Source organism: Pseudomonas sp. LA5 (assembly GCF_028640825.1).
GTDB classification, from domain to species: Bacteria; Pseudomonadota; Gammaproteobacteria; order Pseudomonadales; family Pseudomonadaceae; genus Chryseomonas; species Chryseomonas aestiva.
Genome location: NZ_JAQYZY010000036.1, coordinates 25,900 through 43,148, shown reverse-complemented (window position 1 = coordinate 43,148; position 17,249 = coordinate 25,900). Strand labels below are relative to the sequence as shown.

Below are 17,249 nucleotides of genomic sequence, written 5' to 3'. Positions count from 1 at the left end.
TGAAATGACCCCCGAAAGTTGGACGCTGCCTTGAAGGCGTACCATGCCCAAGTACTCTCTAGCGTTCAAATTGAAGATCGTCGCTCAGTACCAAAAGGGCGATTGCAGCTACGGCCACCTCGCTAGGGTGCATGACGTCAGCGTGGTGCAGGTAAAAGGATGGATTGGCGCCTATGCCAATCACGGAAAAGCGGCTCTACAAAAGCGTTATCGTTATCACAGCATCGATTTCAAGATCGAGGTGGTGCGACAGATCGTCGAAGGCCTATCAATCCGACGGGCTAGTGAGCGATTTAGTCTCAATCGCTCCCAAATGCAGCGCTGGGTCGATGCGTGGCAGAGGTATGGTATCGAGGGGTTGGCCAGCAAACGCAGAGGTGACTCCTTGCCCCTTCTTCCCGTTCCAGATCCATCCGCTTTCAAGCCCCACATCGCAAACCCAGTCCGAGAGCTGGAAAAGCAGGTTGCCTATCTGCAGGTCAAAAACGCCTTTCTGCGCAAAGCCATGAGCTTGGGTCTCAAGGACAGTGACCTGGACAATCAGCAGAAAGCACTTATCGTGCAGGAGTTGCGGTCACGATATCCACTTGATGCGCTTCTTCAGGGAGCATGTCTTCCTCGAAGCAGCTTCTACTACCACCTCAAGGTCACTCGCCAACCAGACAAACAAGGTGCCCGCAAAGAGAGCATCCGGACGATGTTCGCGCATCATCGGGGTCGCTATGGCTATCGCCGCATCACGCAGGCGCTACGCAATCAGGGGCAGCAGATCAATCACAAGGCAGTACAGCGGCTGATGGGCGAAATGTCGTTAAAGTGCACGCTGCGACGCCGTCGCTATCGTCCATTCACAGGGCCGGAGTCCTGCGTGGCGCCTAACCTGCTGGAACGCCGCTTTACCGCACCGCAGCCCAATCAGCGGTGGGCGACTGACATAACGGAGTTTCGTGTCAATCAAAACCGGCTATACCTGTCACCGATTCTTGACCTCTTCAATAAGGAAATTGTGGCTTTCGAGATAAGTGAGCGCCCATCGTTCGAGATGGTCTTACGTATGTTGAAAGACGGATTGAAGACCCTTCGGCCTCATGAGAAACCGCTCATCCATTCCGATCAAGGCTGGCACTATCAATACCCTGCCTACCAACAGCTGATCCGTCAGCATGGACTGACTCAGAGTATGTCAAGGCGAGCCAATTGCCTCGACAATGCGGCAATGGAAAGCTTTTTTGCAGTACTAAAATCTGAGCTTTTCCACTGCAACAGGTTCTCAAGCGTAGAGGAGCTGGCAGTAGCAATTCGGGCCTATATCGACTACTACAATAAGGAGCGAATCAAATTGGCACTGGGTGGGCGCAGTCCAGCTGAATATCGTCTGGCAATAGCGAAAGCTGTGAATACCTGTGACGAATAGGACGTTTGCCTCATAGCTACCGCAGAGTCGATCGGTTTCTAGACCCTCGGCGTTTGAGGAGTGCAGGCATGCTCCGGGTCTCAATAAGCAGTGGCAGGCATGTCGGCTTCAAGAACGAGCCATCTTCAAAGTCATCTGCTGCGCTGCTATGATCCGCTAAGGAGATGGCATTCCTCCTCAAACCGCCTCGTGCTGATGATGCCTACGTAACCCCTTGGCAGGGTGCGTAGGTGCGCCCTGTCTTTTTCGAGGACAGCGCTATGCACCGACCATATCCCTCCCCGGCCCCTAGTCTTCCATTCCCCTTGGGAGACGTTCCATGCTGAAGCCGCTCATAGCCATCGCACTCGGTGCGACCTTGGGTGCCTGGCTCCGTTGGATACTGGGCTTGAAGCTAAATGCCTGGTTCCCGTCGCTCCCGCCTGGGACGGTCGTTGCGAATCTTGTAGGTGGCTACATCATCGGAATGGCCGTAGCCATCTTCGCTGCTTGGCCCGGGATTGCGCCTGAATGGCGGCTGTTTCTGATCACCGGATTTTGCGGCGGCTTAACCACCTTCTCGACGTTTTCTGCTGAGACACTGATGCTAATCCAGCAAGGAAGGCTGCTCATGGCGCTGACTGCAATCAGCGTTCATGTCGTGGGGTCCCTGTGCATGACAGCCCTGGGTATCTTGACCATCAACCTGCTGCACCCACGCTAAAGGCAATAGCATGAACGACTATCTCGTTACGTTCTATACCGAACAAAATCGTCGCCATGAACATCAGCAGATTGGAGATTGGCTTCTGGATCTTGCTAAAGAGCTTCACCTAAGTGGCGCAACGTTGTCAGTGGCGGCTGAAGGCTTTGGCCAAGATGGAAAACGCCACTCCGCTCATTTTTTTGAGCTTGCCGATCAGCCCATCCAGGTAACGATGGCGCTGACTCAAATTCAACACGACATGCTGTTTCAACGCCTCGAATCGGAAGACTTGGCACTGTTCTACATCAAGACGCCTGCCGAGATTGGCACGGTAGGACGCCACCGCCCTTCCCAAGAGACAGAGTCATCCTCGTCCTGAGCTGACGCACCTTTGAATCGGTTAAGGCGGCCGCGGTAACCAACGGCATCAAGGGATGGCTTTCACTGAGCCCCATTTGCGGACTCATCAGCTCACTCGTCGTAGAGAGTGGGCTGATGGTCCTAGCTTGGTAGCGTTGCTCAGCGAGGCGCCACCTAATCGACCTCATTTGCGTGGTTGCAGATGAGCAATGCAAGGCGAGACGAACAGCGTCCCGCGGTAGGCACCGGCTAGGGTGCGTCCCGCGACCACCGCCCACAGAGCAGTCAAGGCGACGACCAAAAAGGCACCGAAGACGGTAAGGAAACCTGACCCAAGCGTGCTTCCCAAACGTAGCGTCGTGACGGCATAGACGCCCAGTGGAAAAGTAAAACCCCACCATCCCAGGTTGAAAGGGATGCCGTGGCGCGCGTACTTCAGCGTGATCAGTATGGCAAGGCTCATCCACCACAAGCCGAGTCCCCATAGTAGGATCCCGCCAATTACGCCTAGCCCCTGCGCGACGGCGCCAATTCCGGCCATACCGTGAGCAGCGAAGATGACCGGCGCGTCGCTGCCCATCACGAGCAGACCCAACGCACCTGTACCAATGGGGCCAAGCGATAACCAGCTCGATGCAGCCATGTTCTCGTGAGGCAGCTTGTGCAGTGCCATCCGCAATAGCAGGATCACGAGGACACTTAGGGCGACAGGTACCGAATAGGCCCAAAGCACATAGCTGGTCACCAGCACGGTGAATTGGTGCCCGCCATCGGCTAGGTGCGGTGCCAACAGCCCGCCACTGGCAGCGGCCACTTCGGCGGCTACCACAGGTAGCAACCATACCGCCGTCATTTGATCGATGCTGTGCTGCTGACGAGTAAACATCAGGTACGGAATCGCTACTCCGCAAACCAGTGCCATGGCCGCATCGACCCACCAAAGTCCGGTGGCAATCGTGACAGCCACCTCACCCCATCGTGGCAGCCCAAAGATCAGCATCCCGTTGATGATTGTTGCCAACCCCATCGGAATGGTGCCGAAGAACATCGATACGGTGGAGTGGGCAAAAATTTGCTTGGCTTCGTTGTAGAACAAGATCCAGCGAGCGGCATACAAGCCGCTGAATAGAACGAAAAGCAAAATGTTGAACAGCCACAGTCCTTCGGCGATCAGACGCAAGCCGGGTACCGACGCGGGAAAACTCGCTAAGGCGATTGCCAAAATACCGGTGCCCATCGTTGCCGCAAACCAGTTGGGGGTGAACTGGCGAACGACTTCGAGCGGCTGCTTGAGCTGGCTGAGCGGCTTGCCGCCGGTGCGCAGGGCTATAGCATCCTTTAATGTCATGAGGTGAGCTCCGCTGAAGAATGCAAACAGTCTAGCCCGGCTCGATTATCTGAAAAATTGAATATGATATAAAAAGTAATCTACTAAATAGATAAGCAGTCCCCGCTGTCCGCAGGGACTGCTCCACGATCAAGGCTTCGCGACGTGCCAGACTTGATTGACACCTTCACCGGTCGTTTCACCGGGCTTGCTGTCCTTTACCCAGGTATAGAGTGGCTGCCCCTTATAGGCCCATTGCTGGCTACCATCCTCACGCTGTACTACGGTATAGCCGTCACCGCTCTTGGCCCCTGCCGGTGCCATCAGCGGCGGCCAGTTCTTGGCGCACGGGCCGTTGCAGGCGGACTTACCCTCGCTGTCCTTGGTGAAGGTGTAAAGCGTCATACCCTTTTCATCCACAAGCACCTTACCCAAGGTGGTGTCGCCAACCTTGGCGGGCGTGGCCGCCACGGCCAGCCCTGTCATGGAGAAAATGGCAGTGGCAATCAACACTTGTCTGAGCATGCTGGACCTCGATGGTTATTGGTTATTGGTTATTAGTATTTCGATTGGAGCACTTGCACTTGCACGGGAGCACCTGGCGCATCGGCTGCACCAGGTGCGATGACGAGGTAGCGCTGTTCATCCGCCTGGGATTGCTGAACCAGTTGGCGTATCGGTCCTACCGCATTCACGATAGCTGCGCCGGCGGGATTGGTTTGAAAAGCGGCGAGAGACTCAAGAGCGCCGCTACCGTCTGCATGACGAGCCAACGCTAGTACATAGGGCTGCTTGGCCACCAGGCCCGTAACCGAGGCCTGCAGGACCTGAGTCAAGCCCTGGTCGAAAAGTGTCACCTGAGTGGTATGACGTTCGTGTTGACCCGGCGGAGCCAGGGCGATCTGAATACTCTTGGCGGCGCTCCCTAACGGCTTAAGATTTGCCAGCCCAGCGCCCTGGGTAGCGGCGCGGGGAACGTAGACCAAAGCCTGGGGCGCCTGCCCCACGGGTACAGTGGTTTCAACGCTATTGGTCAGCGTATTGATGACGGCCACACTGTCAGCATTCTCTAGTCCCACGTACAACCGCGTGCCATCTCCTGACGGCCAGAGACCGTGGGGCAAAGCGCCAACAGGAATGCTGGCGACTTGGCTGAAATCATCGGTTCGGAAGACCTTGACTCGATTTTCTCCGCCTACCGTTACATAGGCGAAGCTTCCGCGGGCATTGCGAACCAAGTTGACGTGATTAGTGATCGCGCCAGTATCAAGCGTCTTAATCAAGCTGAACGGCGGTTTGGCTGCGAACACCTGGGTCTTACCGACATCTTTTAGGGTGAGCCAGACCTGTTGGCCATCTGCAGACGCAGCGATGTTGGGGCAGAAGGGACTCGCCTGAGCGACGCGGCCAACAATTCGATGCTCGGCAACCGAAACCACTACGGTTTCCGGAGTGAACGAGGAGCAGACGTAGCCATAGCGGCCATCAGGGGAGAAGATCTGCATGCCAGGGCCTGGCGGTACGCCAATTCGCGTCTTCTCTTTGAAAGTCACCGGGTCGATCACGGCGATATAGTCCTCGCCCCGTACCGTGACCCAGAGCTCTTTGCCGTCAGGGGTGAAAAAGGCTTCATGAGGCGCGCGACCCAGATAGGTTTTACCCTTCACCTGGTTGTTGGCGGTGTCGATGAAGGACACGGAGTTCGAGCCTATCGCTACGACGGCCAAGGTTCGCCCATCTGGCGAAAATCCCAAGCCATGCACCAGTAGCTCGCCCTTGTACAAAGGACTCAAGTTCTTGGGTTGGCTGTCGCCTAGGGTGATGACGCCGAGCAATTTTTCCGTGCTGGGATCAATCACCGATACCGTGTTGGAGAACTGCTCCGCCGTATACACACGGTCTTGGGAACTAATCGTGATGTCCGGTTGTGCAGCAGCACGCGGAACTTGACCGGCTGAAGCGGTGCAGGAGATTACTAACAACACAGCGGCGAGCGGGGTGAGCGACAATCGAGGCATGAGGATTACCGAGTTGGAGAGGCGGGCAATTCAGAAAGCGCCTGCTGCATGACGGCGATTTCCTGTTGTTGGGTGACAATGATCTCTTGGGCCAGACGGCGTAGGCGTTCGTTATGGCCATACCGCAATTGGATCCGTGCCATTTCGATCGCACCCTGGTGATGTGCCGTCATCTGGGTCACAAAGTCGCGGTCTACGTTGCCACTGCTGGGCTTGTGCATCGCGGCCATCATCTGATCCATGGCCTGACGGTTGTCGGCCTGCGCCGTGGCGGCGCTGCTATCAGGTTCGGCCCAGGCAATGGGAAGCACGAGCACCAGAAGGGTGACTGCCAACAACGGGTGTTTGACTGAAAACACGTGGCGCTCCAGCAGACTGGTGAGTTTCCAATGCAGACGTTTGTACGGTCTGGGTTATTCCATACCTACAAAAATAAAAATTGTGGGGAATAAAAGGTCAGCTCAAGCGTCTGTCAGCGATACCAGGGGAATGTCCATGCTTGATGACGCCATGCTTTCTCAGCTACTACCGTCTCTGCGTCGCTTCGCAAGATCGCTTACTCGTCACGAAGCCAGCGCCGATGACTTGGTCCAGAGTTGTCTAGAACGGGCGCTTACGCATGGGAACACGCGCTGTCCCGCCGGTGATGTGCGAGCCTGGCTGTTCACCATCCTGTACCGCCAATTCGTTGATGGCCGACGTCGTGAGCGCCGCTATGGTCGTCTGTTGGAGTGGCTGGGATTCCAAGAGGTCCCGGTTGAGCCTTCGGCTGAGACGATCTATCTGGATCAAGAAGCGTTGACGAATCTTGAGAGACTCAATGACGAACAGCGTGCCCTGCTGCTGTTGGTCGCGGTGGAAGGCATGAGCTATCGCGATGTATCACAGGCGCTTGGCATTCCACTGGGAACCGTCATGTCTCGTTTGGCGCGGGCACGCGCGGCCTTGAGACAGATCCACGAAAGTCCTTTGGCTACCGCCGCTTTGCGAGTATTGAAATGATGTATCGACCTCCTACTCCTGAAGAGTTGATGGCTTATGCCGACAATCAGTTGGATGCGCTGCGGCACGAGGAGGTGATGCGCTATCTTGCAACCCATCCGGAAGATGCCGCACGGGTAGCTGATATCCGCGAGCAGAATCGTCGGCTACGGCTGATTTTTTCTCCCGTGCTTGAGCCTTTACCGACACACCTTATGCCAGCAGTCGTGCGACACCGGATAGTCGCCAGACGTAAAAGACGTATGACTTATCTCGCTTCGCTAGTGCTGACGTTAGGCCTGGGTAGCGGCTTAGGGTGGCAGGCACGGGAATCGATGCTGCGGCGGGCGCACGTTCCAATGGCGGATGCCGTGGAGGCTTATCGACTATTTGCGAGCGCCGAGGGGCGGCCGCCAGTCGATGTAACCGGCCAGGACGGTGCGATTCAGCATTGGCTTGAAAGGACATTTGTGCAGGCGCCCGCCCTCCCTAACCTGGAGCGCTTCGGCTTGATCCCAGTGGGTGGTCGTCTCATGGCCACGGACACCGGCGCCGCCGCGATGGTGCTCTACCGGGATACGAAAGGGCGCCAAGTGATCTTCTATGTGCGGCATCCCAACAGCCAGCGCGACGTTGGCCACGGATCTCGTAGGGAAAGCGATGTTACGGCTGACTATTGGTCAGGACAGGGCTACAACTTTGCGTTGGTGAGTCCTAGCGAAGCATCGTTTGATACCTTGCGTGAGGCGATCTCGCAGAGGCCACCTCTCTAGTTCCCGTTCAGACCAGTGCTCGTTGCTTGAAACCAACCCTGTCCAACATTTGGGGGTCATTTCACCAACGGCGGAGCCCTTTCTGGTAGGGCTTTTACCCTTGAAGCCCCCTTCCATTCCCTCCTTTGCTCCAGCCCATTTTCGCCTCTAAACCCTTGAATGATGTGACAGATAGCTCATATCCCGTTAGGCCTTAGCACGATAAAGCTGTTGCAGGCTAGTGAGCTGGGGCGTATAAGTGGTGTCATTCCGGCACTACATCTTTGTGAGGGGTCTAGAAGTAATGGCCACTTCTATCACTATTCCTGCGCAAATCGGTCATGCTATCGGGCGTTTGCTTTCTGCTGTTCTTAACGCTGAAGCTTCTGCCTGGCGTGTCGCTAGAAAAGCAGGCTTGCCAGCTTTTGCGACTGGTGGCCTACGTTGGACAGTTAGGGCGCTAGCCATCTTGGTCATGGCCTACATCTCACTGTACCTCCTACTTCCGGTCTTGCTTGTAATCGGCTTTGGATTGGTTTTTTCCAAATTGCCAGCTGGCACCACTGAGCTGTTCAGTTCTCACGTTTACCGGGACGGTATTGAAGGTTACGGCTACTATTGCGAAGTGAGTGGTAGACGGATCTCTTGATCCGCCTATCTTCTCTAGATCTACAGTTCTACGCAGTCGTCACTTCGCACCATTCGCAGCCACTTTTTGAGCCACATCAGCACCTTTCTGACTTGATGCCTTAGCGTCCTGCGTGCCTTTGGTCAGACCATCAGCTAGCCCTCCCACCCTGAAGCCGGCCCAAGTCATCGCAGTCATCCAAAACGCCGGCAGGATCAGAAACATCGCGCCCATGACGTAGTTCAGCAGCATGTCTCCCTGCATGTTGCTCAGGCCGATGATGGGGTCGAAGTTCGCGTGGGGCGCGGTATTATTTACCTTGTAGATCCCCGTGCCATACAGCGCGTCCATGATGGTGCTGTCTACCCACCTCGCCAGTTGCAGCCAGAAGTCCACGAAGATCAGTGCGAACTGGGCAAACGTGAGTGTCATGGCCACCTTGAGGTCATAGGTACCCAGTACCAGCACAATGGGGATGCAGATGATGAACGCCATCTTGAGGAAGGCCATCACCATCGGCGCGGCTTGCCGGACGCTGTCCATGGCCGGGAAGTAAGCGAGTGAGCCCACTGCTTGTCCCAGGCCAGCCGTGACCCTGGCGGCATCGTTGTACAGCGAACTGCCGATCTGGCCACCGTAGTCCCCGTAGACCTGCCCCTGTGTCAGCGTCTGCTTCTTCGGAGACACCAGGTCCCGAATCACGGAGTCATTCACCTCGTCCTGAGACATGAAGCTTGCCCACTTGGCCAGCTTGGCCAGAATGCCCGGCTCCACCTGTGCCAGCAGTCGTGCCCTGAGCCCCTTGGAGCCGTCCGACCACCACTGGGTGCAGGTGGGATAGCCACCGCCGCCGGTAGTCAGTGCCAGACCCGCGTCCCGGGTAGCATCGTAGGGCCATGCTGTACGCGGGGTATGGGAGCGGAAGCCCGAGCTGCCATCGCTGTAGTAACCGCTGGTGCTGAGGAAGTACTTCGAGCCGATCCAGCTAACGTCCAGGTACTGCTTGTCGGTCAGGGTAGGCTGGGTCATGAACAGCTTGGCGCGAGCCCGGGCGTAGCAGTCGTTGGTGAAGTCGGCGACCTCCTGGGCGAGGAGGGGGTTGTCGATCCGCTCCGCATTGACCTCCATGCGCAGCTGCTGCAGATCCTGACCGCAGGGAATGCTGGCCACGGCACCCGCCGCCATGCCCTTCGACAGGGCGTGGACCACCATCCACCAGACCGGCACTTGGGCGCTCTTGCCGTTAAGGGTGCTGAACGACGTTCCCCAGCCCGTTCCGTCCGGCTTGGGCACGTCGACCTGGCATTGCTTGGAGCGGGTCTGGTCGTACTGGATGGTCGAGAAGCTGACGTTCGCATTCGGAAGCGGCATCAGGCCGAGCATGATGACGACCAGGGCCACGAAGAACCGGTTCTCGATGCGCGCCAGGCTCAAAGCCCCCTTGTTGCCTTCGTCCTGGCCTTCGCCGCGGGCGCGCAGCCACTCCTGGATGATGATGGCGGCGAACGGCGCGGCAAACAGTCCGGTCCCACCGATCATCTCCCAGATGCCGCTGTTGATGATCCAGCCCACAAGGGTCAGGTAGTACTCGAGGTAGTCGTTGGTATAGAGCTGCATGGCAATCTCCTACAGCACGCCGGCGTTGCGCAGTTCAAAGAGGCCGATGACCACCAGGGCGAGCCCCTCACAGCGATAGATACGACCGCGCTCATCGGTCGCCGCCATCAGCCGGCGTCTCACCGGCCACCAGCAGCAGATCAGTCCGGCGTACAGGCACAGCCGCCACACCAGGAAGTGGCCACGATGCTCGGCCTGCCACTGGCGGTAGCTCTGCAGGTCGCCGAAGCCCCAGGCCGTCACAAGCACGAAGCCCAGGGCGATGGATACCGCCAGCAGGAAGGGCCAGAGCAACGACCAGGTCAGACGAAGGCCGCGCCGGCCGAGCCGGAGTCCGGTCCGAACGCGCTGAGTCCACGAGTATGTCGTCATGGTCACTCGCCTTTCTTCGCCGGGTTCTCGGTGCGATCAAGCCGGTTCGGCAGCGGATCGCCCTGGAAGATGCCTTTGGAGGCGTCCTTGCGGATCGAGGCACGCTGCAGGATGGTGGTCGGCGAGTTGCCGGCCAGCTCCCGGCGCATGTCCAATTCGGTCTTGAGGTTCTGGATCTCGGCCTGCAGGTTGGCGGCGTTCTGGTCGACCTGCGTCTGGGCGACCTGATTGGCGGCGACGTTGGGCTCCTGGCGGCCAGCGGCCAGGGTACGGACCAGCGACAGCGCCTTCTCGATCACATCGGCCAGGGACACCTCCGACACGAGCCGCTTGGCCAGTACGTCCTGGTCTTGCTCGGTACGCAGCGATTCGATGATGCCGCGGGTGATCGGGATGGAGTTGCTGCCGGCAGCGGCCAGGTTCTCGGCCGTCATGGGCTGGGTGCCGGCGATCAACGCATTCACCGCCTTGAGCTTGGTGTCGTAGGTCTCCTGAATCAGCGGGGTGAGCCCCACCCCGGCCTGGGTCACCGTCTTCTGGCAGTTGTCGCAGGTCTGCTGCTGTTGCTCGCCCAGGACGCGGGTGGCAAAGGTCGCGGCTTCCTGCGGCGACGACCAGGTGCTGCAGACCAGGCCGCCATTGCAGCTGCTGGTCGGGATCGAGCCGGTGGCGGTGGGCGAGCGGCCGCTCAGCAGGTTGTAACCGGCCTTGGTGACGTCGCTGACCACCTTGATGGACTGCTGGCCACTGCCTCCGGCCTTGCTTCCACCGACCCAAGTTACGCCCTCATTCCCGCTCTTCTGCTCGACCTGGTTGATCGCGGCGACCGCATCGGTGGTGCCGGCGGCGGCCGACTTCATTGCCTCCCCCTCGGCGAGCTTGTTCCAGCCGACCTGGCCGCCGGCGACATCGAGCATCTTGTCGGCGATCGCGCGGCAGGTGCCCTTCGAGCGATCAAAGTCCAGGCGCGCCTGGCCAATGCCGTTGGTGATGAGGTTATACAGGCCCGGGTTGGCGCGCTGCAGGATCAGGCCGGGCAGGGAGGCAACGGCGCCGGTGGCGTTCTGCAGCACCGAGCTCATGATGGTCTGGAAGCCCTGAGTGGCGCCGTTAAGCTGGTTCTGCAGGGTATTGGTGAGGCTCATGTTTCCGCAGATCAGGTTGGTGTTCCAGCCACCGCCAATCTGGATGCTGTCCATGTTGCCGACGCTGCCCATCGACACAGCATTGCCGCCGCCGATGCTGTAGAGCACGTCGTCACCGATGACGCTGCCCTGGGACTGCAGACGGTAGGGCTCGGCTGCCTGGACAGCGCTGCCGAGAAGAAGCCCGGCCAGGCAGGTGCTGGCCAGCAGGGTGAGGCGAGAGGTATTCATGATCGACGGCTCCCTGATCATTGAAAGTCGGTGCTGCCCAGGAAGACCTGGCCTTCACGCTTGCAGCAGCTGTAGGGGCGCCACAGCGCCCAGGCATAGGCGCCCATGGCGTCTTGGACGTGAGGGCCCGGGTTGGGAAAGGCAGCGCAGCTCTGGCTCAGCGTGGGCGTGAGCTCCTGCCACTTGCCCGTGGTGGCATCGCCCTCGAGCAGCTCGCCAGCGGGCCAGTAGCCGTCTTCTGGCTGGGCCAGCAGCGACTGGTAGACGTGGATCTGGCCAGAGCGCGTGACCACATCCCCGGCGCGCTGGGCCATGACCGCCGCAGCCTTGTAGTCGTCGGGCTGATGCAGGAAGCCGCTGCGCGGATAGACGTTGCCCCACAGGTCGCCAGACAAGGTGCCGCCCACTTCGCGCTTGCCCGGGATGAGGGCCTCCGGGTAGACGGCTTCGGGAATGCCGTATCGCCAGGCCAGGTAGTCGTAGTTGCTCAGCAGGTAGGGCATATACGCGGTACCGGCACCCTTGCAGACGTAGCCCGAGCCGCTGGCGAACTGGCTAAACGCATAGCCGCCCGGGTGGCCGATGACATCGGTGTTCTTGAAGCGGGCGCTGATAGTGGTGTTGGCCTGGGTCGCGCTGTCGCCCGGGTCGTTGCCGCCGGCGGCAACGCTGCTGACCGGGCTGAAGGACGCCATCTCCGTCCACGGGTTCTCGCCGGTATTGGCGTAGCTGGACACCACGGCATCGGGTACGAAGTGCCGGACCTTGGCCGAGGTCTTCACCTTGCAGCCGTAGGGGGTGCAGAACAGCCAGTAGCAGATGCCGACCACCTTGTATTCGAGGCAGTCGGGCGAGAGCGAGGACGACACAATGGTCGCGGTGGTGACCGCTGCGGTGGCCTGCAGGCTGGTGGCCAGCGGGATCGCCAGGGCAAGGCGCCTTAGACGCTGCACAGGCCGACTCATCGTCCACTGCTCCGGTAGCGCTCAATGCTGGCCACGGCGGCCGCCACGTCGGGCTGGCCATAGATCACATACTGACGATCCACCACGACGGCCGGCAGCTTGGCCACGCCCAGGCTCCACGCATCAGCCACGTCCTGGTGCGCCTTGGCGAGGTCACGTCCCAGCTGCTGCGCGGAGGCCGAACGCATCCGCTGCTGCATGATGGCTACGGCCTGGCGCAGATCCGCCGGCAGGCCTTCGGAGAGCTGCTGCTCAAGGCGTTCCGGGGCATCCAAGAGCACAACACGGGCGCCGGTGCTGTTGATGAGCGGATGAGCGGCGTCGGAGATGGCCAGCACATCCGCTGTGGCGACGGGGACACAGGCGGTGGCCAGGACAAAGCCCAGCAGGCGGGCTTTCAAGCCTGCTGAGAAGGTAGGGGGGGAAATGGACATGCGCGGTACCAGGCAGAGGAGTGGCTGGTACAGGAAACGCGATCAGAAGGGCTGGGTCAGCGGGAAACCATATCTACGTCGCTGGAGGTTGAGATACCCGCATCCGAACGGAAAGAGCCTGCTGCGGGTTTCCGAAGTAATTGCGACTTTCTGCGGGATTTCGCATGGACTGTTGTGGGATGGCTTTAATGGCCTCGGCAAAGCTCGGGGGGCTGCTATCGACCCAAAGCTGCCGTTGGCGGTCGACCCGTAGCTGACCTTCGGCGAGGGCGGTAAACGACCAGAAGCAGGTTATACGGGTGCTGTTCTTCGGCTACGCCGGCAGTTGGCAGATCACCTGCCTGCAGGTGAGGGCCGAAAAAATCGCGGTGGCCTAGATGACGAGTGGCTGACGCCTGCCTACGATCATATCCCTTACGACCATTTCCTTAGCTTGCTGATCTCCACACGGCGCGTCGCGGCGTGACCGCAGAGCTCGTTGCAGAGGTCGGCCGCGATCGCGCCCATCGAACAGATGTCCAGAATTGCGAGCAACGGACCTTCATAGCTCGTGGTCCTGTCAGTTATTACGTCGCAGACGGTGAGGATCCTATCGTCAGGATTGGTCTCGCTTCGTTCGAGCATCACCTCGAAGTTTGATGGGAAGAACGCCTCCACGTAGGAGGTAAGACTGAATTTATTTACTTGATGACTCATTTTTACCTCCACGTGCGACTTACCTAGCTTGGCAAAGGAGGGTACGTTTCGGTCAAGCGTAAGCGGATCGGATTTTCACCGAACTTTTGCCTTTGTCTTCAGACAACCGGTAATGGTGGCCACTGAACTGTGCACCGATTACCCCTTCCCATGCAGAGCATATATCGTAAACATGGGAGACAACGATGTCAGATATTCGAAGACCAAGAATTGATGCAGGAGCAGCCCCGGAAGACCTTCCGCCTACGCTTGAAGAGACTCAGGCACGGAACGCTCAGATCCGCTTAACCAAAATTGCAAAGCTCCGTCAACAAGCGCTTTGCGACCGCTCGAAGGCGGCCGATAGGAACGAGAAAGTGAATCCCTAACAATAGGGACCGTCGGTAATAGTGGCCACTGAACGAGCGTGTGTTTTCCACTTCCAAGCTTATGAGGCCATTTTCGGCCTCAATGTGAGGTGGTAAATGATCACTACGTCCAGAGTCTTCCAACGCTTCAGTTCGCCGATTGCGCCGGCCATGATAGTGAGATCGCTATTCGGGATTGACGCGGCTATCGCGGGTTCTCGTTTCGCGCAGGCGACTGAGCCTGATGCGGTTGAACCCTTGGACCCTGACCAGGCCGACCCAGCAAATCAGCCTGATTCCGATTTGGACGCTCCGGAAGATCCGGTGACGGGCGATATCGACGACCAAGAGCCAGCGCCTCGCTAGCTTAATTGCAAACCAAACAAAGCCCAGCCATTGCGCCGGGCTTTTTCTTTTCTAAAGTAAAAAATGGATCCATCTGACTGGGGCGGTGAAAATCTGGTTAGATGGGGCACGGCCGGCGGCATTGGTTTGGCCTGGGATCTTAACCAACTCTGCAAGTTCTTCTCCCGCGTCAATGCCGGTGTAACTAACGGCCACGCCGAGAATGACATCCTTGATCGCTGCAGTGTTTCGGGGCTACCTCTGCTTGAACCAAGATTTTCGCTAGAGAACCGGCTATTCAAGCCTCAGTGAATGACCTTAAGCCTATTCAAGTCAAGCTCAAGTATGCGGACTTTTTCGAGATTCTCCGCGTAACGCTGGAGCAGGATTTCTAAAACGGCCCTATCAGCTGATAATTTCAGTTATTCGATGCTGATTTTTTGCCGGGTGAGATGTTCGACTTCTCTGGTGCCAACGTACAATTTTCTTGCTTCGCTCATTTTTCAATTCCATTCGTAGTTGCCGGCATACCAGCACCATAAGGAGGTTTTTACGTGCCAGTAGCAAGATGCTTTACTTTGAATATCATGCCTTAGCTCGCAAAGTCTGCCGAGTTAGCTCCTCGCCGTGTTAAATTTGCGCAAGCGAAACGATAATGAGAAAATCCCAAAATTAAGCGATGCACTTCGCATTTTAGGTCGCGACTACCGTCTCGCTAGGTCTCTTGAGGTCTTGCGTCAGATTCCAATAGAAAGCGAAACGCTTTTAAAACGGTCTCTTGTCGTTCTTGAATTTCGACAATGCATAGACCCAGCATATTGCGAAGAGCTTCGGTATCAGCTGTTCCATGACATTCATAAATTTGACGTAGTAGCTGATTAATGGCGTCTTGTTCCGCTGAGTACCGCTCGAGCAGCTCTATTCCGTGCTTTCTATCCAGCTCTTTCATGCCACGCTCCTATAGTGAGAATCGCTACGATAACCATTCATGAGAGATAGTATCTATGGCAATATCACGTTTTCGCTCATCTGATGAGCGGTGGATAACAGTCTATCTTACCAGGTGTCTTCTCATTATAGCCTTTGGTTAGATGAGCGGAAATCGAAATGGACGACCTCCGACAGGCGCTGTCTGCGTTAGACCCACCTATAAAGCATTTTATTGAGTATAGGAGTAGTGGCATGCTTTTGACGCTGTTGGATATTGAAATTTACGCCAGTGTCTTCAGATTCATCACCCCTCGAACCATGCGAAGCGCAGAGGCCCTGAACCTGACAATACTTTACGCCATCAATGAATTGCGGGTTAAAGGCTCACATCTTCCACTAGATGCAGATACAGTAATTATCAAAGCCTGAGCTATACTAGCGGTCATCTAACATTGAAGCGCTAACGGCGAGCTGGAGATTACCCGCATATGCCTGGATGGCGGCATATTCTGGCAAGTCTATGGCGCAGATATATTTTCCGACACACTCCATTTATTGCCAGGCTGTATTGGGTTCGTTGACTTAAATAAGTCTGTCTATGGGCTGTGGGTTTTATTACACGATAGGCGAACTTCTTCACTGTTAGCTTTTTTCCTACCTGTCCGCTTTCGACCGATTTTAATCCAGTGATGAAGGACTGCTATTGGCCGTTTGCTGCCCCCGCCGAAGGGCAGCTCTGGGTCGATTGCTGTCATGCGCTATTTCGGTAATTTCAGAACTCCACAACGAGTTCGAAAGCCGGCGTCTGCTTCAGGTGAGATGTCTCAGCGCTGCCAAGGCACTGCCTACGGCTACCTGGTGCAGATGTTTCTCTTCTCGACGCCCCTGCCAATAGCCTCGGCGTTCGGCATACCGCATCGCGAGGGCGGTATCTCCTCGGCGAAGAGCAGCCAGCACCTGTTCATCTGCGATGTCACGAAAGAGGGTGAAGAGCAATCGCTCGGCCGATTCCATCGCTTCCCGCTCACTGCAGTAAGACTCCTGATGTTCATAGGCGCCCACTCGGAACAGCCACTGGTGACTGGACCCTTGGGTGACTCGTGCCAGCTGGATGGGCGGAAGTGCGCTGCCCGCTTCAAATGCGATCCTAAGCTTCGGTACTTCATCGGTGACACGGGGGAGGGAATACTAGCGGGATTGCTCATCGGCGTTGCCTGGCATTGGAGAACGGTGGCGCGGGGTATCCCGGCGTTGCATCTCGGCATCGATCATCCGCAACAGATGGCTGAGGCGGCTGTTGAGCCGCCGTAGGGTCCGATCGGAAAGGCTGGCCAGCCACGGCGGAATGTCATTAGCGCCGCTGTGCATCCGCACCTCCCTGACTCGCCAGCCAGTCCATGGCAGATAGCATGCCGGCTTCGTCGAGCAACGACGGAAGCCGGATCGTACGGCCAGACCGATTGTCACGGAGCTCGAAGGTCGGGGTGGCATCGATCCGCTTCTGCGCTGCGGTTGCGGTCTGCTCAGCCACTACCCGCCGCACGGTCGTATTGTCCTGGATGCACGCTTGCAGGTGCTGCAGCGATACGGCTGGTTGCAGGCCGAGTTGCTCGATCGGCACTGCCAGGCCGGCACCGTTGCCAGGGCTGTGCTGGTAGAGCGCTTCGACCGCCCGCCAGAACACCGGATTACCGCCCAGCCATCCCGCACACGTGACCAGCCGTGCTTCGTACTGGGCCGCATCGCCGTGCATGGGCAGCGGCAGGTGATGCCACTGCCAGTTCAGCGCTTCGTGCCGATCGATCAGCTGTTTGACCTGCAGGAAGGCTTCCTTGCAGTAAGGGCATTCCAGGTCGCCGTACTCGATCAGCGTGAAGCGCGCTTTGGCAGCCCCATAGATGAACGTCGGTGGCTCAGGAGTAACTCGTGGCTCTACTGTTGCGAGCCATCCAAAGAGGTGCCATAGGACATAGAGCAACACGGCCAGCAGTATGAGAGCCAT

The 17,249-nt window shown here is 57.7% G+C and carries 20 protein-coding genes, 1 pseudogene and 1 riboswitch; of the genes and pseudogenes, 9 read left to right on the top strand and 12 right to left on the bottom strand.

Annotated elements, in window-relative coordinates; translation table 11 throughout:
* Positions 1–43: 43 nt before the first annotated feature.
* From PVZ72_RS12015 to PVZ72_RS12005, 3 genes are all read left to right on the top strand, one after another.
* Complete coding sequence (locus PVZ72_RS12015; RefSeq protein ID WP_081049679.1) at positions 44–1,414, top strand: IS3 family transposase; 1,371 nt, start codon at positions 44–46, stop codon at positions 1,412–1,414.
* A 151-nt stretch (positions 1,415–1,565) separates the two neighbouring features.
* Positions 1,566–1,626, top strand: a riboswitch (Fluoride riboswitch).
* Between the two features lie 107 nt (positions 1,627–1,733).
* Complete coding sequence (gene crcB, locus PVZ72_RS12010; protein WP_027597932.1) at positions 1,734–2,117, top strand: fluoride efflux transporter CrcB; 384 nt, start codon at positions 1,734–1,736, stop codon at positions 2,115–2,117.
* A 10-nt stretch (positions 2,118–2,127) separates the two neighbouring features.
* Positions 2,128–2,478, top strand: a complete 351-nt coding sequence (locus tag PVZ72_RS12005; protein ID WP_027597933.1) for a DUF190 domain-containing protein — start codon at positions 2,128–2,130, stop codon at positions 2,476–2,478.
* A 165-nt stretch (positions 2,479–2,643) separates the two neighbouring features.
* Here the strand turns inward: PVZ72_RS12005 and PVZ72_RS12000 are convergent, their stop codons facing one another.
* The 4 genes from PVZ72_RS12000 to PVZ72_RS11985 form a co-directional block, all read right to left on the bottom strand.
* A complete protein-coding gene (locus tag PVZ72_RS12000) occupies positions 2,644–3,807 on the bottom strand; it encodes a TDT family transporter (RefSeq protein ID WP_027597934.1) in 1,164 nt (387 codons plus the stop codon).
* A 129-nt stretch (positions 3,808–3,936) separates the two neighbouring features.
* Positions 3,937–4,311, bottom strand: a complete 375-nt coding sequence (locus tag PVZ72_RS11995; protein ID WP_027597935.1) for a COG4315 family predicted lipoprotein — start codon at positions 4,309–4,311, stop codon at positions 3,937–3,939.
* 32 nt (positions 4,312–4,343) lie between these two features.
* Positions 4,344–5,804, bottom strand: a complete 1,461-nt coding sequence (locus PVZ72_RS11990; protein ID WP_037007585.1) for a YncE family protein — start codon at positions 5,802–5,804, stop codon at positions 4,344–4,346.
* 5 nt (positions 5,805–5,809) lie between these two features.
* Positions 5,810–6,163 (bottom strand): DUF305 domain-containing protein, encoded by a 354-nt coding sequence (locus PVZ72_RS11985; protein ID WP_051398701.1) that lies wholly within the window; start codon positions 6,161–6,163, stop codon positions 5,810–5,812.
* A gap of 130 nt (positions 6,164–6,293) precedes the next feature.
* Here PVZ72_RS11985 and PVZ72_RS11980 point away from each other — a divergent pair, with 130 nt between their 5' ends.
* From PVZ72_RS11980 to PVZ72_RS24225, 3 genes are all read left to right on the top strand, one after another.
* A complete protein-coding gene (locus tag PVZ72_RS11980) occupies positions 6,294–6,806 on the top strand; it encodes an RNA polymerase sigma factor (protein WP_027597937.1) in 513 nt (170 codons plus the stop codon).
* Between the two features lie 29 nt (positions 6,807–6,835).
* Positions 6,836–7,558, top strand: a complete 723-nt coding sequence (locus PVZ72_RS11975; RefSeq protein WP_108576350.1) for an anti-sigma factor family protein — start codon at positions 6,836–6,838, stop codon at positions 7,556–7,558.
* Between the two features lie 283 nt (positions 7,559–7,841).
* Positions 7,842–8,186, top strand: coding sequence for a DUF3742 family protein (locus PVZ72_RS24225; protein ID WP_145248304.1), 345 nt, complete (start codon positions 7,842–7,844; stop codon positions 8,184–8,186).
* Between the two features lie 39 nt (positions 8,187–8,225).
* On the opposite strand, the gene PVZ72_RS11970 is transcribed toward PVZ72_RS24225, so the two are convergent.
* The 5 genes from PVZ72_RS11970 to PVZ72_RS11950 are packed head-to-tail and all read right to left on the bottom strand — an operon-like array spanning position 8,226 to position 12,929.
* On the bottom strand, positions 8,226–9,782 hold the full coding sequence (locus tag PVZ72_RS11970; RefSeq protein ID WP_145248302.1) for a conjugal transfer protein TraG N-terminal domain-containing protein: 1,557 nt from the start codon (positions 9,780–9,782) through the stop codon (positions 8,226–8,228).
* Positions 9,783–9,791: 9 nt separating this feature from the next.
* A complete protein-coding gene (locus PVZ72_RS11965; RefSeq protein WP_145248300.1) occupies positions 9,792–10,154 on the bottom strand; it encodes a hypothetical protein in 363 nt (120 codons plus the stop codon).
* A 2-nt stretch (positions 10,155–10,156) separates the two neighbouring features.
* Positions 10,157–11,530: an integrating conjugative element protein gene (locus PVZ72_RS11960; protein WP_145248298.1), complete on the bottom strand. Its 1,374-nt coding sequence runs from the start codon at positions 11,528–11,530 to the stop codon at positions 10,157–10,159.
* Between the two features lie 17 nt (positions 11,531–11,547).
* Positions 11,548–12,495 carry a TIGR03756 family integrating conjugative element protein gene (locus tag PVZ72_RS11955; protein WP_145248296.1) on the bottom strand — a complete coding sequence of 316 codons (948 nt, stop codon included), beginning with the start codon at positions 12,493–12,495 and terminating at the stop codon, positions 11,548–11,550.
* On the bottom strand, positions 12,492–12,929 hold the full coding sequence (locus PVZ72_RS11950) for a TIGR03757 family integrating conjugative element protein (protein WP_186304685.1): 438 nt from the start codon (positions 12,927–12,929) through the stop codon (positions 12,492–12,494). The genes PVZ72_RS11955 and PVZ72_RS11950 overlap by 4 nt, the downstream gene beginning before the upstream one ends.
* A 281-nt stretch (positions 12,930–13,210) precedes the next feature.
* Here PVZ72_RS11950 and PVZ72_RS24220 point away from each other — a divergent pair.
* A pseudogene (locus PVZ72_RS24220) lies at positions 13,211–13,303 on the top strand (DEAD/DEAH box helicase); the annotation flags it as partial.
* A 40-nt stretch (positions 13,304–13,343) separates the two neighbouring features.
* Here the strand turns inward: PVZ72_RS24220 and PVZ72_RS11945 are convergent.
* The gene (locus PVZ72_RS11945; RefSeq protein ID WP_027602314.1) at positions 13,344–13,625 is read right to left on the bottom strand and encodes a hypothetical protein; all 282 of its coding nucleotides are present in this window, start codon (positions 13,623–13,625) and stop codon (positions 13,344–13,346) included.
* A gap of 1,407 nt (positions 13,626–15,032) precedes the next feature.
* Positions 15,033–15,266 carry a hypothetical protein gene (locus PVZ72_RS11940; protein ID WP_144949569.1) on the bottom strand — a complete coding sequence of 78 codons (234 nt, stop codon included), beginning with the start codon at positions 15,264–15,266 and terminating at the stop codon, positions 15,033–15,035.
* Positions 15,267–15,499: 233 nt separating this feature from the next.
* Here PVZ72_RS11940 and PVZ72_RS11935 point away from each other — a divergent pair, with 233 nt between their 5' ends.
* Both PVZ72_RS11935 and PVZ72_RS11930 read left to right on the top strand, forming a co-directional pair.
* Positions 15,500–15,676, top strand: a complete 177-nt coding sequence (locus PVZ72_RS11935) for a hypothetical protein (protein WP_155951382.1) — start codon at positions 15,500–15,502, stop codon at positions 15,674–15,676.
* A gap of 324 nt (positions 15,677–16,000) precedes the next feature.
* Positions 16,001–16,558 (top strand): hypothetical protein, encoded by a 558-nt coding sequence (locus PVZ72_RS11930; RefSeq protein WP_145248294.1) that lies wholly within the window; start codon positions 16,001–16,003, stop codon positions 16,556–16,558.
* 40 nt (positions 16,559–16,598) lie between these two features.
* Here PVZ72_RS11930 and PVZ72_RS11925 read toward each other — a convergent pair whose 3' ends face one another.
* Positions 16,599–17,249 (bottom strand): DsbA family protein, encoded by a 651-nt coding sequence (locus tag PVZ72_RS11925; protein ID WP_186304684.1) that lies wholly within the window; start codon positions 17,247–17,249, stop codon positions 16,599–16,601.